Origin of the sequence: Vibrio antiquarius, from assembly GCF_000024825.1 — a bacterium.
In the GTDB taxonomy this organism is placed as follows: domain Bacteria; phylum Pseudomonadota; class Gammaproteobacteria; order Enterobacterales; family Vibrionaceae; genus Vibrio; species Vibrio diabolicus.
This window is the reverse complement of sequence record NC_013457.1, coordinates 1,322,812-1,337,707: the sequence shown is the minus strand read 5'-3', so window position 1 is coordinate 1,337,707 and position 14,896 is coordinate 1,322,812. Positions and strand designations below refer to the sequence as shown.

The 14,896-nt window shown below is 45.4% G+C and carries 19 protein-coding genes; 13 read left to right on the top strand and 6 right to left on the bottom strand.

Features of this window, described 5'->3' with window-relative positions; all coding sequences use genetic code 11:
* Window positions 1-96 precede the first annotated feature (96 nt).
* Window positions 97-384, bottom strand: a complete 288-nt coding sequence (locus tag VEA_RS24585) for a hypothetical protein (protein ID WP_041853112.1) — start codon at window positions 382-384, stop codon at window positions 97-99.
* A 388-nt stretch (window positions 385-772) separates the two neighbouring features.
* On the opposite strand from VEA_RS24585, the gene fliD reads away from it, so the two are divergent.
* The 9 genes from fliD (at window position 773) to VEA_RS24580 (ending at window position 7,381) form a co-directional block, all read left to right on the top strand.
* A complete protein-coding gene (fliD, locus tag VEA_RS20855; protein ID WP_006741986.1) occupies window positions 773-2,110 on the top strand; it encodes a flagellar filament capping protein FliD in 1,338 nt (445 codons plus the stop codon).
* Between the two features lie 20 nt (window positions 2,111-2,130).
* A complete protein-coding gene (gene fliS / locus VEA_RS20850; protein WP_005398523.1) occupies window positions 2,131-2,517 on the top strand; it encodes a flagellar export chaperone FliS in 387 nt (128 codons plus the stop codon).
* A complete protein-coding gene (locus VEA_RS20845) occupies window positions 2,501-2,821 on the top strand; it encodes a hypothetical protein (protein WP_005398525.1) in 321 nt (106 codons plus the stop codon). Before fliS ends, VEA_RS20845 begins: the two co-directional genes overlap by 17 nt.
* Window positions 2,818-3,891, top strand: coding sequence for a flagellar hook-length control protein FliK (locus tag VEA_RS20840; RefSeq protein WP_006741987.1), 1,074 nt, complete (start codon window positions 2,818-2,820; stop codon window positions 3,889-3,891). The genes VEA_RS20845 and VEA_RS20840 overlap by 4 nt, the downstream gene beginning before the upstream one ends.
* A 22-nt stretch (window positions 3,892-3,913) precedes the next feature.
* Window positions 3,914-4,414 (top strand): flagellar basal body-associated FliL family protein, encoded by a 501-nt coding sequence (locus tag VEA_RS20835; protein ID WP_005398533.1) that lies wholly within the window; start codon window positions 3,914-3,916, stop codon window positions 4,412-4,414.
* A gap of 12 nt (window positions 4,415-4,426) precedes the next feature.
* A complete protein-coding gene (locus tag VEA_RS20830) occupies window positions 4,427-5,155 on the top strand; it encodes a FliA/WhiG family RNA polymerase sigma factor (protein WP_005396579.1) in 729 nt (242 codons plus the stop codon).
* Window positions 5,156-5,165: 10 nt separating this feature from the next.
* Window positions 5,166-6,023 carry a flagellar motor stator protein MotA gene (gene motA, locus VEA_RS20825; protein ID WP_005396580.1) on the top strand — a complete coding sequence of 286 codons (858 nt, stop codon included), beginning with the start codon at window positions 5,166-5,168 and terminating at the stop codon, window positions 6,021-6,023.
* Window positions 6,023-7,015 (top strand): flagellar motor protein MotB, encoded by a 993-nt coding sequence (locus VEA_RS20820; RefSeq protein WP_005396581.1) that lies wholly within the window; start codon window positions 6,023-6,025, stop codon window positions 7,013-7,015. Before motA ends, VEA_RS20820 begins: the two co-directional genes overlap by 1 nt.
* Window positions 7,016-7,093: 78 nt before the next feature.
* Complete coding sequence (locus VEA_RS24580) at window positions 7,094-7,381, top strand: hypothetical protein (protein ID WP_031780567.1); 288 nt, start codon at window positions 7,094-7,096, stop codon at window positions 7,379-7,381.
* Here the strand turns inward: VEA_RS24580 and VEA_RS20810 are convergent.
* The 4 genes from VEA_RS20810 to VEA_RS20795 form a co-directional block, all read right to left on the bottom strand.
* Window positions 7,378-7,596: a DUF6500 family protein gene (locus VEA_RS20810; RefSeq protein WP_006741989.1), complete on the bottom strand. Its 219-nt coding sequence runs from the start codon at window positions 7,594-7,596 to the stop codon at window positions 7,378-7,380. The genes VEA_RS24580 and VEA_RS20810 overlap by 4 nt on opposite strands.
* Before the next feature lie 10 nt (window positions 7,597-7,606).
* Window positions 7,607-7,984 (bottom strand): PH domain-containing protein, encoded by a 378-nt coding sequence (locus VEA_RS20805; RefSeq protein WP_005396583.1) that lies wholly within the window; start codon window positions 7,982-7,984, stop codon window positions 7,607-7,609.
* Between the two features lie 118 nt (window positions 7,985-8,102).
* Window positions 8,103-8,318 carry a TIGR02450 family Trp-rich protein gene (locus tag VEA_RS20800; protein ID WP_005396585.1) on the bottom strand — a complete coding sequence of 72 codons (216 nt, stop codon included), beginning with the start codon at window positions 8,316-8,318 and terminating at the stop codon, window positions 8,103-8,105.
* Window positions 8,319-8,457: 139 nt separating this feature from the next.
* Window positions 8,458-8,931 carry an HPP family protein gene (locus tag VEA_RS20795; RefSeq protein WP_006741990.1) on the bottom strand — a complete coding sequence of 158 codons (474 nt, stop codon included), beginning with the start codon at window positions 8,929-8,931 and terminating at the stop codon, window positions 8,458-8,460.
* A 99-nt stretch (window positions 8,932-9,030) separates the two neighbouring features.
* Between VEA_RS20795 and VEA_RS20790 the strand changes: the two genes are divergently transcribed.
* The 4 genes from VEA_RS20790 (at window position 9,031) to VEA_RS20775 (ending at window position 12,423) form a co-directional block, all read left to right on the top strand.
* On the top strand, window positions 9,031-9,576 hold the full coding sequence (locus tag VEA_RS20790; RefSeq protein ID WP_006741991.1) for a TetR/AcrR family transcriptional regulator: 546 nt from the start codon (window positions 9,031-9,033) through the stop codon (window positions 9,574-9,576).
* Between the two features lie 104 nt (window positions 9,577-9,680).
* On the top strand, window positions 9,681-10,118 hold the full coding sequence (locus VEA_RS20785; RefSeq protein WP_006741992.1) for a MerR family transcriptional regulator: 438 nt from the start codon (window positions 9,681-9,683) through the stop codon (window positions 10,116-10,118).
* Window positions 10,119-10,371: 253 nt separating this feature from the next.
* The gene (locus VEA_RS20780) at window positions 10,372-11,316 is read left to right on the top strand and encodes an SDR family oxidoreductase (protein WP_006741993.1); all 945 of its coding nucleotides are present in this window, start codon (window positions 10,372-10,374) and stop codon (window positions 11,314-11,316) included.
* Between the two features lie 24 nt (window positions 11,317-11,340).
* Window positions 11,341-12,423: a saccharopine dehydrogenase family protein gene (locus VEA_RS20775; protein WP_006741994.1), complete on the top strand. Its 1,083-nt coding sequence runs from the start codon at window positions 11,341-11,343 to the stop codon at window positions 12,421-12,423.
* A 49-nt stretch (window positions 12,424-12,472) separates the two neighbouring features.
* Here the strand turns inward: VEA_RS20775 and VEA_RS20770 are convergent, their stop codons facing one another.
* The gene (locus tag VEA_RS20770; RefSeq protein WP_006741995.1) at window positions 12,473-14,896 is read right to left on the bottom strand and encodes a formate C-acetyltransferase/glycerol dehydratase family glycyl radical enzyme; all 2,424 of its coding nucleotides are present in this window, start codon (window positions 14,894-14,896) and stop codon (window positions 12,473-12,475) included.

The window sequence follows — 14,896 nt, the reverse complement described above, 5'->3', positions numbered from 1 at the left end:
CGCACTTGCAGATATTCTAAGGTATGAAATTGCGCCTAACATAAAAGCGTTGAGTGAACGCTATTAGCTCTAGAAAGCCTCATCATTGAGGCTTTTTTATCGCCTGATGTAAATAGAACTATTATTATCCCAATGAGAGTCTGGCAATCTAAAACCTACTTTCAGCATAATATTCCTTAACACTTTGTTAAATAACTCTAGTTCCACTGGCTCAGGACTATTATCGAACTGATAGCGTTTTAACTCAGGAAATTTTGATATGGCCTCTTTTTGGATACTTGCCAACTCGTCAGAATTAAGACTCTGCTTGCTAAGTAATTTAGCGTGAATAAAGCGCTCATATTCGCGAGCACACTTCATTAGTCGTAAGGCAAATTCGTTCATAATTGTTGTTTTTCTTTCCGATACTCCAATTTGATGAAAAGATAACAGGAAGCATATAAATACGATGTAAGAATTATCTTAATTCATTAGAAGTAAACACCGAAATATCTGTTCTGAGTCCCTTCCTCCCTTTCAACTCCACTTAGAAATTCTATTAAACATTTACGAGTCTTGAGTCGCCTTGTCTTATAGGAAAACGCTACTTGTTTTCTAGAGGAAAGCGGAACACAAAAGGTGGAACCACAGCTTCCTCTCTATGAAATAATACATCGCAAAGCATTGTTATATATAGCCATTTATATACGGCACACATCTTGCGATGAACTGTTAAACCAAGGCATAGCAGATAAGCTATTTAAGCCGTATATATGAGAGAGGGAGTAACCTCATGAGTTCATTAGATCCAATTACAATGGCTACTAAATTTGCCACTTTTGACGTTCAACCGTTTCAACAGCGCTATCAGCTACAAGCCAGCAAATATCAAGCGCAACTTTCCGCTCTAGGTAAAGTTGAAACGGCATTACGAGACTTTCGTAATTCGTTAAACGAAATGAACAGCAGCACAAACACCATCATTAAGAACAGTGCAACCCTATCTCAGGAAGGTTACTTTACAGCCAGTGCAGATGCTAAGGCCCTCACAGGCAACTACCAAATTTTTGTTGAGCAAGTTGCCACGTCTCATCAAGTCTCTACAGGGATGCCTGCTGATCTAGAAGCAACAACTGAAGTCCCAACAACTGGCTCTCTCGAGTTCACGATCAATGGCGAAACAATGACGCTAGATCTATCGACTGTTGATTCAGACGGTGATGGCACAGCAACAGTCAGTGACTTAGCAAAAGCAATCAACAACAACAGCGATAACCCTGGAGTAAACGCCACCTTAGTTCGCTCAAATGGTCAAACTCACTTTATGTTATCAAGCACTGAAACTGGTGTTGCTAACCAAATCAACGTATCGGCGTCTGGTACTGGCCAAGCCTGGTTTGAAGATGCATTCACAAATCTAAACCAAATTAGCGCCCCGCAAGATGCTGTAATGTGGTTGGGAGCTAAAGACTCTGGTCTCAAACTGACGAACGCAAGCAATACATTTGAAGGTGTAATCGACGGTGTAGATATTACTCTAACCAAAGCTCAAGCTTCTGGTGAAACACCTGTTGGCCTTGATATAGGCTCTGACAGCGAAGCAACTAAAGAGCAATTGGATAAGTTTGTTGACGCATATAACACTCTTATTGGCGCAATGAACCAGCACACCCAAATAGGTAGTGAAGACAAAAAACGTGGAGTGTTAGCAAGTGATCCAACACTTCGCTCCATTGAGAGCCAATTAACTAATTTGGTTCGAGGGGAACACGGTGGTATGCGTCTGAGTGAAATCGGTGTGAGCTTGGATCGTGATGGGAAAATGAAAGTCGACCACGAAAAATTCGCCGAAGTTCAAAAGAATAACAGCGTGGGCTTGGAAGCAATGTTTAATGGCGACGATGCCTTACTTGACTCAATGGACGCGATGATTGATCCATTTCTGAAGTTTTCATCAGGCGCATTCAAATCCCGTAAAAATGCGCTTCAAGCTAACTTGGATCGCATAGAAGATAAACAATCTACATTAGAGCGTAAATACGATATGTCGTACAAACGCTACATCAAACAGTTCACACAAATGAACGCGTTAATGACCCAAATGAACCAAACCATGTCGATGTTTGGCTAAGCCTTTAGGAGAAAAAACTCATGCTTATGGACTCTGGCTATGACTCGTACCAGCAAGTAGACCTCAACGCGCAAGCGGCAGCAGCAAACCCACACCAATTAGTCATTATGTTGATCGATGGCTTACTTGATGAAGTTGAACGTATTCGTGGCCATTTGGCTGCGAATCGCTTGGCGGAGAAAGGTAACGGAATCAACAAATGTATGAACATCTTAATTGGGCTCACAAGCGCTCTAGATGATGAGAATGGTGGCGAAATTGCTGAAAATTTACGCCAGCTGTATGACTTCTGCCAAGTTGAGCTTTATTACGCCAGCGTGCAGAACGATGCGAATCGCTTGGTTAATGTCGAGCGTGTAATGGGTAATATTCGTGAAGGTTGGATGAATTTTGGACAACAAGCATAAAGTGTCGCCAGAGCGATTTCGTCATTTATCTCAGCTCATCCAATTCGCTACAAAAACAGCAGATTGGCATGCGCTTAAGCGCTATGACTTGCAGTTGCGAGAGCTATTGATCAGTCACAAACCTTTTTTGAAGGATCCTAAGCTTGCACCTGAAATTCAACGTGCCAAAACCGTTCATGCTGATGCATTCGCTAGATTAGAAAAGTCGAAGAACGAGTTAGAAAAAGAGATGAACATGGTCAATGACCATCAAGAGCGCGCTATGGCCTATCAATTAGCGATGACCATGGAGCTAACTCAATGATCGTATCTCCTTCAACTCAAATATCCGGCAATGCATCACCTGGCCATGAAGGCAACATAAAACAAGCAAGAGCTGTACACGGTTTTTCTCATAACCCTATGTCTGAGCATAGCCAGTATGACGGCCAAGGTTTCGCCTCAGCTTCAACCGTGCCGAGTTTTCATCTTACCGCTCCAGCTTTGGACAGCGAAGAAAAAGCGCATGCTCGTGGTTTGGATACTGACGAACACTCGGCTTCTGAAGCAGATGCTCACCTGACAAGTACACTGGGTTCAACAGAATCACCTGATCTTGCTATGCAAGCTCAGGCTCTAACCCAGAGTATGCTAACTATGGCAGAAAAGCAGTCGGGTCAGTTCGGAAAAACTCCGCCTTTATCGGTAGCTAACGATGTTAAGTCTACAACACAAGACTCAAATAACGCCTTGCTAAACACCTCTCCAAAGCAACAAGAGGTGCAACAAAGCCAACCGATGTCATCGAACTCGCGTCTATCAATCTCCAGTGCCGACTTTCAGACCCTATTGAGTCAACCAGCTCAAGGGCAACCAACGGCCTCACCACTCCAAGGGCAAACACCAACGCCACAAGCCCCAAACACCGCCGTTGCCACGAGTCATATTCAAACTCAAGGCTCTGAGTGGGCGGCTGTGCGCGTTGACACCAGTGCTGGGAAATGGGGAGAGCAAATGATGCAAGTTCTGCATGACCGTGTGACTCTTCAAGCGCAACAAAATGTACAAGAAGCCAAAATCCGCCTCGACCCACCGGATTTAGGTAAGCTGGATTTACTTGTACGTGTTGAAGGCGACCGACTAAGCGTGCACATCAATGCCAATGCAGCCGCAACACGGGAAGCTTTAATGCAAGTGTCTGAGCGTCTACGCACAGAACTGCAAGAGCAGAACTTCGTCCATGTCGATGTCAACGTGGGCTCTGATCAAAGCCAGAGTCGCAATGACCAACATACAAATGAAGAAGACGCCACTATTTTCGCAGCACGAGAATCTGGTGCATTCCAAACTACAACAACAAACTATTCTGAACACTGGCTGAACACTCAAGCCTAGTTAATCCTCGAGGAAAAAGGTTATGACCAAACAACAAATGATCGCCCTGTTTATCGCCATGATCATCACCAGCGCCCTCGTTTCGGCCGCCACGATTATGGGCGGAATCTGGTACTTAAACAAACACGCTCAAGAGTCACCTGACTCTGGTTCCTTGATCGATGATTCTCCATTGTCATTTTTAGTCACAGAAGAACCGACAAGCAAAGGTCCTAGCTTCCATCCTTTAGACAAAGTCGTTTTGACCGTAAAAGGTAAAAAACAGACTCACTTTGTCATGCTAGAACTAGCAATTGAAACACGCCGTCCTGAGCGCATCAAAGACATTGATGAGTACATGCCAATGGTACAAAACTCATTATTAAAATTGTTTAGCGACAAAACATTTGATGAGTTACAGCAAGCAGGTGCCATCGATATTCTGCAAAACGAAGTAAAACAAACGCTTTTACTGGCTTTTGCTAAGACAGACATCGTTCGCGAAATCGACGATGTTTTGTTGACTAAATATGTTGTGCAATAACGGAGCACAACCATGTTAGACATGAATATACAAGACACCTATACCACAGAAGAGGAAGTGACGACACCATCACGCCCAATTGACGAAAATGCACTGCTGCAACGTCATCAAGTTATGGTGAAACGCGTCGTTAACCAGCTACGTGTTCATGCCACTTCTCACTGTAGTATTGAAGATATGCAGCAAATTGGCCTTATCGCTCTAGTTGAAGCTGGACGCCGATACGGCGATGTTGACGATCCTCATTTCCCTGCCTTTGCCGTGTGTCGCGTTCGAGGTGCAATTTTAGACGAATTACGCCGGCTAGATTGGCGCTCACGTAAAACTCGCCAACAGGCTCACGAACTCAATGACGTGACTCGAGATCTCACACGCTCTTTAGGTCGGATGCCCACGGATGCAGAAATCATCCAAGCTTTGGGGACGAATGAGCAGGACTATTATAACCGCCAAAATGCCGCCCTTGCGGGAGAGATGCAAAGCCTTGACCAACTGATGGAAAGCAGTGGTGATAGTTATATTGGCGGGCAATATGATGGCATGGAACATGAGCATATTCGTCGCAGTTTAGATAGCGCTTTAGGCAAATTGCCGAAGCGTGATCAATTGCTGCTTACTCTGTTCTATCAACATGAACTCAACTTACACGAAATAGCTCTGGTATTGGATCTGACACCACCTCGTATATGTCAGCTTCACAAACAAGCGCTGAAACAACTCAACCAATTAATGTCCTCTTAGGAGTCACAAGATGCAAAAGTTTTTTGGAGTCCTCACTATCCTGGTGTGCGTCTTCGGTGGATACATGTGGGCCGGCGGTAACTTAGGCGCTATCTGGCAACCAGCCGAATTCCTTATCATCATTGGCGCTGCTGCTGGTTCTTTGATCATCGGTAACCCACCTCACGTACTGAAAGAAATGCGTCGCCAAGTGCCTGCGACCATCAAAGGCCCGACAGAAGAGCATGAGTACTATATGGAATTAATGGCTCTGCTCAATAACTTGCTCGAGACAGCGCGCAACCGTGGTTATAAGTTTCTCGACTCTCACATTGAGTCGCCAGAACAGAGCTCTATGTTTCTCGCTTACCCGACGATTGCTGAGGATCATCGCCTAATTTCTTTCATTACTGATAATTTACGTTTAATGGCAATGGGACAAATGTCGCCTCATGAATTAGAGGGACTGCTAGAGCAAGAAATTGAAGCTATCCAAAACGAAATGCTTTTGCCTTCACGCTCACTACAGCGTACAGCAGAAGCACTACCTGGCTTCGGTATTCTTGCAGCAGTTGGTGGCATCATTATCACCATGCAGGCCATTGATGGCTCAATCGCTATGATTGGTTATCACGTTGCAGCAGCTCTCGTCGGTACATTCATTGGTATTTTCGGTTGTTACTGTGGTTTAGACCCACTAAGTAACGCCATGGCTCAGCGAGTAAAACGTAATATGACTGCTTTTGAATGCGTACGCGCAACCTTGGTTGCCTACGTAGCGAAGAAGCCGACATTGCTCGCCATTGACGCTGGTCGTAAACATATTCAGCTAGACATCAAACCAACATTCAACCAAATGGAGAAGTGGTTAGCTGAACAGGAGGGATAATGCAAAAACAAGAGCATGTAGTGTTCAAACGTGCCAAAGCACACAGCCATGATGAACCTCATGGCGGCGCGTGGAAAGTCGCGTTTGCTGACTTCATGATCGCCCTAATGGCGCTGTTTCTTGTGCTTTGGGTTATGCAGGTGGTAGACAAAGAAGAGCGTAAAGCAATTGTCGCCCACTTACATAGCTCAAGCGTATTCGACAAGAGTTACGGTAATCCATTTGATACTTCACAAAGTATCTCTCCTATTGACTTGGCACAGGACTCTTCTGTGCCAAGTAAACACAATTCCAACCACGTGGTAAGCTCATACTTTCGAGGTGACGGCGATGGGCCAGAAATCGACTCGTTGATTCCTGGTAACTTCGATACTCAGGAGCAACTTGCAGCGTTGGCGAAAGTCATTGAACGAATGACCGCTCAGATTAACGCACAAGGAAATGTCAACGTCACCGTGACCCCACAAGGCCTACGTATCGTCCTTCAAGATGATTACAAACAGCATATGTTCAGTCGTGGTGGCGCAGAGCTGACCCCTTTCTTCGAAGACTTATTACTTGCACTTGCGCCTGTATTTCAGCGTGTGAACAACCCACTGATCATCAGCGGACATACGGATGCGATTCCATTTAAAAAACGCTTTGGTCGTCAATCAAACTGGGCGCTATCTGCATCTCGAGCTGATGTCGCAAGAAATACGCTGGTTGAAGGTGGCATGCCGGATGATCGAGTCATGCAGGTCACAGGCATGTCGGATAGAGCACTGCTTAACCCTGATGAACCAGATTCAAGCGAAAACCGCCGTATCGAGCTGTTCGTTTTAACGACGCCAGCAGCCAAAGTACTCGAAACTCTTTTTGGTAACCACCAAGAAAGTGAACTGCAAAAAGCGAAAGATAAAGCCGAATTTAACCAACCAGTCATTCGACAAGAAGTCATCAATTACTCGGGTGATACGGCCACCAACGAAGTAAATATTCAAGAATTATAACCTCAAAAGGTCACCTCGCCTGATGGTGACCTTTCTAACTGAAACCTCTGTTACTGTGACTTTTTAGTTGAGTTCTATATGCACATAACACCTTCCGAAAACAAAAAACGCGATCTGTTGAAGAAAGCCTTTTTATGGTTAATTGTCTTCGACTACCTTTTATTGGCGTTTTTCTTAACTCAGCTGTCCAGTTTAACGCTTAACAGTGGGACCATGATCAGTATGCTGCTCGTCGTCTACAACGTCTTACTCGTTTCTCTATGCTTTCAAAGAACCAATAAACAGGACTCTTATATTATCTACCCTGTTTTATCCGCGACGTTGTTGGCATTTGTCTGCTTTCTTTATTTCTTTTTTTTAATTTAGATACCAGACTCCACCATTGACTTTATTTTTACTGCTTTTTCGAAGTGGTCGAGCCGATGGGTCTGAATCCACCACGTAGCCGCCTCCATCAACCGTTCTGGATCATCATTTTTGTTGGCGAAAAACGCATAAAATGAGAGCCCAACCTGCTCACCTTTGCTTTCGATCTTTTTGTCACAGACCTCTATTATTTTGTCTCTCAATGAAGCTCTCATTTCTATTCCCTTACGCTAGTACATACTCACTAACCATACGGTTGAAAGAAATCAGATCAAACGAGCCTTTAATTTCAAAACGTACTCTTCCCACCTCACTCATGAAGAACTCAATTTCACAATCTAAGTCAAAAGTACCAGACGTCTCGATAGAAAATGCATTGATCTTGCTATAAGGCAGCGACGTGTAATCCACTTTTGAGCCCGTAATCCCTTGCACATTCGCCGCAATCACTCGCTTGTTGGTGAACACCACTTGGTCGCGAACCGTTTTAAAGCCCGCAAATACCGACTCGCCATCAATAAGAAACTTGTGAAAATCTTCCCTAACTTTTGATACCTCAATGGGTTTAAGCTTAAACACTGATGAATTGTCGAAATCGATCATAGTCATTCCTTTTTAGTTGATAGCGAACAAACTCAACGTAGCAAATACACAGACCGTTGCCTATCAGCTAAGTACCATCTTTCGATTTCAAACCTAGGAAAAAATTCAACAAAGTGCATTACTTCCATCCTTGCCGCCATAGCTCTGGGTCTTTCAGCTCTTGCCAGTTCATCTCTTGCTCACGTTTACTCATAACCGCCTCAATGACACATTTCACAACATTGCCTTCTTCATCCAGCTCCATTTCTGTTACGACAAAGTGCTTCTCTTTATTTTTAGGTGACGTCGCCGTCCATTTGCTGTGCAATAGCTTCTTGGGGTGAATTTTATTCATAGTGGTATACCAATTTAACTAACATCTTTATGTATACGACTGAATAACAAGAGAGAATCAGATTTTATTTTTAAGCCTCCACGAAAAGAAAAAGCCGCAAAAGAGGTCATCCCCTAATGCGGCCTTACTTGCATCCCAATTAGGTCTTTTGACCGTTCAAACGAGGGGTTAAGTACTGACTCTGTAGTAACTGCAACGCCTTACCAACCAGCACAATCACCACCGCGCCGATCAGTACTGGCGTGAACAAAAAGCTCCACCCCTGCCCAGAGGCCATGATCAAGATAGGATTTGCGCCCGCAGGTGGATGCGTTGTCTTCGTAATCAGCATTGCTGACACTCCTAACCCAGTCGCAATCGCGAGCGTGATTGGCGTGATCTCAACGTATTGGCTAAACGCAATACCGATAGATGCCGTAATGAAGTGACCAATGATCACATTTTTTGGTTGAGCGAGAGGGCTGCTAGGCACCCCAAACACCAACACCGCCGTAGCGCCAAATGGCGCCATGAGAAGTACAACCTCAGTAAGAGACACCTCGGCGTAAGACAACACACCAATAGCCAATGTCGCACCAAGCCCCGCGACCAACGATAAAATTAAATTATTCATAAACACCTCAAAGTAGACCGAATTGTCTACAAATTAAAATAGACAAACCTGTCTACCTTTGTCAATATGTGTTTGTAGAACTTTTTTGAGGGCGTAGTTATGAACAAAAAGAAACAGTTATTGATCGACACCGCTTTGTCGCTGTTTTACAAACAGGGCATCAACTCCATTGGCATCAATGAAGTCCTTAAAGTATCTGGCGTGGCTAAACGCACGCTGTACAGCCATTTTGAAAGCAAAGAAGCGCTCATCCTCGCCGCACTAGAACAACGCCACCAAATCTTCATGGCGTGGCTAGAGGAGAAACTATCACCAACACAATCGAGCACAGACGTGATCGACCAGTTGTTTACCGCGCTTAACGGCTGGTTTCATGGTTCTGAGGAAAAATTGGGCGAATTTCGCGGCTGTTTCTTCATCAACACGTCCGCCGAATTCAGTGACGACAGCAGCGAGCTCGCAACGTATTGCCGCCACCATAAACAACAGGTTCGAGAGCTAATTCAACGCTATCTCAAATCAGACAACACATCATTACTCGATGCCATTTGCATCATGAAAGAAGGTGCCATTACCACCGCTTACATGACAAAAGAGTACGACGACGTCACAAAGAAATGCGTGGAAATTTTGCGCAAACTGTAACCGCAACTGTAAGAAAGCAAGCAACGAATCGACCGAGATCCAAACTGGCAAGAATGTTCAGAAATGGTAAGGTTATTTTATCCACCTAATGAGACACGCTTGATATGAAAATTGGCGAACTGGCACAAAAAACGGGCCTTGCTCCCTCGCGTATTCGATTTTACGAGCGCATCGGACTGCTAAAAACCGTGACCCGTAAAGCCAACGGGTACCGCGAGTATCCGCAAGAAGCATTAATGATTCTGGACATGATCACAACGGGTCAGCAAGCTGGATTCAGTTTGGATGAACTAAGTGCGTTACTGCCATCCGACCTTTCTAACTGGGATCATCACCAGTTATTGACGACCTTGCAGCAAAAAGTCCAAGAGCTCGACGAGCTTGAGCGAAAAATCGCGCAGAGTAAAAGCAAGTTAAAAGAAGTACTTAAAGAGATTGAAGCTAAGCCAGATGACATGGACTGTGCAATGAATGCAAAACGCGTCATGTCTCAGCTTGGACAAACGATTCTGACCAAAGAAAACCCGTCAAATAAAAAGTAAAGCCGTCAGCAAATCAAAGCAATGTTAACAAGCGAAGCTTTACTCTTGATGTTGGGTTAGAGATTCGCCAATTCCCCTGCTAGCCACTAAATTGAGTCTGTAAAAACCATTCGCTCTTAGCTCAGGTGTACCGCCTCCTTGTTTCTATAATCAATAAAAAATCAATCCAATTTATCTTCAAAATGTGGGTTGACCTTAAACCTAACTTTAATCTTAGGATGAATATCAAAGCAACACAGCAGGAGATTGGTGAATGCAAACGATATTGGGTGCAAGTGGGCAAATTGGCCGTGAGCTAGCATTAAGCCTAAAACGAGACTTTACGAGCGACATCCGTTTAGTGAGCCGCAATCCGCATCGAGTCAACGAGACGGATCAACTGGTAAAAGCGGACTTGCTCGACGCGAAACAAACATCAGATGCCGTAAAAGGTTCTAGTATCGTTTACCTTACTGCAGGGCTACCAATGGATACCCAACTGTGGGTGGAACAGTGGCCAACAATAATGCGTAATGTCATCGCCGCATGTAAAACTCATCAAGCAAAGCTTGTTTACTTTGATAATACCTACATGTACCCGCAAACAGATACACCTCAACAAGAAGATGCACCATTTCAACCCAATGGAGAAAAAGGTCGAATTCGTGCGGTCATTACTGACATGCTGCTAGAATCGATGAATAAAGGAGAAATCGAAGCCGTTATCTGTCGCGCTCCGGAGTTTTACGGCCCGGGGAAAACGCAAAGCATCACTAATTCCGCCATTATAGATAATCTACTTAACCAAAAGAGCGCAAAAGTGTTTTTACGTGATGACACCAAACGCAGCTTAATTTATACGCCAGACGCAAGCCGAGCCATGGCGCTAATTGGGAATACGCCCGATGCTTACGGACAAACTTGGCATTTGCCTTGCGATGATTGTCGACTGACGTATCGGGAGTTTATCGCTGTTGCAGCAAAGGTTTTTAACGTTCAACCGAAATACAAAGTCATCAAGCGCTGGCAATTGTGGCTAGCTGGGCGATTTAATCAAACCATTCGAGATGCAGCCGAGCTTTTGCCCCGCTACGAATCTGACAACCTTTTCGTTTCGGATAAGTTTCAGACTCGTTTTCCAGATTTTAAAATCACCACATTCGAACAAGGCTTGACCACAATTCAACAAGAAAAAGCCAATGACCAGAAACTTCTTTAAGCAGGCATTGATAGGAGCTTTTTGATGAAAGATAACACACCGGCATCATCCCCAGAGCGTTGGATCATATACGGAGCCAATGGTTATACCGGCGAGCTGATTGCGAGAGAGGCCGTAAAACGGGGTCACCACCCAATCCTTGCAGGTAGAAGTTTAGAGAAAGTACAAAGCCTAGCGGCTGAACTAGGGCTGCGAAGTCTTGCTTTTTCTCTTGAGGATAAAAACAGCGCGGTCCAACATATTTCGGGTTCCTCACTGGTATTAAACTGCGCAGGCCCCTTTTCTTCGACGGCAAAACCGATGATGAAAGCGTGCCTAGAAGCAGGCGCACATTATCTCGATATTACAGGTGAGATCTCTGTGTTTGAGTTTGCACAAACGCTGCAATCACAAGCAAAGGAAGCTGGTGTCGTATTGTGCTCTGGTGTTGGTTTTGATGTTATTCCAACGGATTGTATTGCAGCCACATTGAAAGCTGAGCTACCAGATGCAACACACTTGTCTCTCGGTTTTGACTCTCGCTCTGGTTTTTCTCCGGGCACAGCGAAAACGTCTGTCGAAGGTTTGGCTCAAGGCGGAAAAGTGAGACTTAACGGAAAAATCACCACCGTTCCGCTAGCGTATAAAGTTCGCAACATTGATTTTGGTGACGGCGAAAAACTTGCTATGACCATTCCGTGGGGCGATGTTTCAACCGCCTATTACACCACGGGGATTGAGAATATTGATGTTTTTGTTCCCGGATCGCCGAACATGATAAAAAACGCTAAACGAGCGAATTGGGTTCGCCCCCTTCTCGGCATAACCTGGGTACAAAGCCTCATAAAAAGCCGTATTGAAAGAACCGTAAAAGGGCCGAATGAGGAGCAAAGAAACCAATTACCCACATATGTGTGGGGTAAAGCAAGCAACAAACTCGGACAAAGCAAAACAGCACGAGTACAAACGGCCAATGGCTACAGCTTAACCGTAACGGGATCTCTGGCGATTGTAGAACACCTGCTACATACAAAGCCTGAAGCCGGTGTATACACACCCTCTAAGCTCATGGGCTCCAGTTTTGTGTCGCAGCTTCCCGGTTCTAGTGACATAACCATTGAAGAGTAAACAAAAAGGCACCTATCGGTGCCTTCTGCATTAACAGGGGTTGAGGCCATCACAACTCGTGTTCGGTACGAGCGATGATGTCATCCTGCGCGTCTGGTGATAGCGCGGTAAAGAAAGCTGAATAGCCCGCGACTCGTACGACAAGGTCACGATATTGCTCAGGGTTCTTCTTCGCTGCCAGCAAGGTTTTACGAGAGACGATGTTGTACTGCACGTGCCAACCTTTGTGGTGATTAAAGAAGGTACGAATCAGCATTGAAAGCTTGAGCTTATCTCCTTCTGAAGCGACAGCCGCTGGGCTTAACTTCTGGTTAAGCAGCACACCACCCAAGATTTTATTGGCTTGAATTTTACCGACTGAGTTGTACACAGCCGTTGGTCCCAAACGGTCAGAGCCCGATGCTGGACTTGCGCCTTCCGCCAGTGGCGTTTTCGCTTTTCGACCATCTGGTGTTGCCATCGTGGATGCGCCAAATGGCACGTTGGCAGAGATGCTCGATGTTCCCGCGTAGTAGCCACCACCAATTGGTCCGCGCCCATGACGTGTGTTGACAAATTGCGCCAACTCATCGATATAAACTTGGTAAGCATCGGCCAGCAGTTGGTCGACATAATCGTCGTCATTGCCGTATTTTGGCGCGAAGTTGATTAAGCGTTGGCGAAGTTGTTCGTTCTCAATACCATCGAAGTCTTCTTCTAATGCTTTTGCCAATTCCGTTTGGCTGATTTGTGCTTCTTCAAACACCAAATGTTTGATCGCCGCCAAACTGTTACCCAAATTGGCGATACCCACTTGCAGGCCAGATACCCAATCGTATTTCGCTCCGCCTTCTTTTACTGTTTTACCACGCGCCAAACAGTCATCCACCAGCGATGAGCAGAAAATATCTTGCGCTTGCTGCTCAAGCACGCTGTCGACTACAGTATCGATCTCTATCGATTTACGTGTGTAGTAGCGAATTTGCTCCGCCCAAGAAGCGGTGACTTGATCAAAACTCTCGAAGTTGCCTTTTGCCAACGACTTATCATGCGGCAAGAAGGCTTTGCCCGTGGTTGCATCCACACCTTCGTTAAGCGCCGCCAGCAAAATACGCGCAAAGTTAATGAAGCTCATACCCGTGCAACGGTAACCCCATTTGCCTGGAACAGCGGTTTCAATACAGCCAATAGACGCATAGTTGTAAGCGTCTTCTTTCTCAACGCCAAGCTTGATGAACTCTGGAATGACAATTTCATCGTTGTTGAATGCAGGCATACCGAATCCACATTTGATCACTTCAATACAGCCCATCAAGAACTCTTGATTCAGACCTTCATGATAGCGAACACTCAAGTTCGGTTGTGTGGAACGTAGCTGACCACAAGACTCTAAAATCGCCCAAGATAGCGGATTTACGGCATCTTCAGGTTCTCCATTCTCATTCAGCTTTTGGCCACCGATACAGACATTTTGATACAGAGGAGAACCTGCTGATGCTTTTGAGTGCGCACCAGAGCGAATCTTGTTTACTTCAAGCAATTTCAACCAACAGCTTTGCAATAGCTCAAGGGCGAACGCTTTGTTCATCGCACCACTTTCAAGATCACGCACATAGTAGTCGTTTAGGAACTGGTCCATCCGACCGAATGAAACAGAGTGGCCATTCGATTCAATTTGCAACATCAACTGCACAAAATAGCTCAGTTGCAGAGCTTGCCAGAAGTTGGTTGGCGCATGGAAAGCCACATGACGACAGTTTTCTGCGATTGTCTCCAGTTCCGCTTTCCTCTCTGGTCGAGTTTCGTTTTGTGCCATTTCCAGAGCGAGATCGGCGTAACTTACGATGTGCTCCTGAATCGCAAGCAAGACAATTTCGACGGACTTATAAAACTGCTCTTTCTTCAACCCTTCATACGTCGACACGTCGTTATTAGCGCGATGCTGACGAACCTCATCCAGCAGACCGTTCATACCGACTTTCAGGATTTTTTCGTTATCCACCGCAAGGTGCGCGTCGCCCGAAGTCATGTTGCCTTCGGCTTTAATGATGGTGCTGGCTAAGATCTCTTGCTGCTCGTCGGTAAAGAGTCCATAGCAGCGATCTTGAACCGTTTTACCGCGCCAGTATGGCGTAATGGCGTGAATGCTTTGTTTGTCTTCTTCACTTACCGCAAAACCAGCCCCAGGTCGGTCGGCCAGTTCGTCGATTTCCGCTTCAATCCAACGCACCGTGTATTCAGGGAAGATCGGCGCAGCGCGTACTTTGCTCGCTTGGTTACCGACAATCAGCTCGTCGTGCTTAATCCAAATGGTACGAGTGCTTAAGTGCTCTTGTAACGCCAACGCTCGTTGCACAATCACAGGTTTGTCTTCATTTGCCTGATACGCCCGAGTGTAAGCCTCTGCGCGCTCAGTACAGATAGGCGGCGTTACGATGTTGACCAGTGCAGATTTGTGCGCTTTGATCCGCTCAGGAAGGGTATGTAGGTCCAT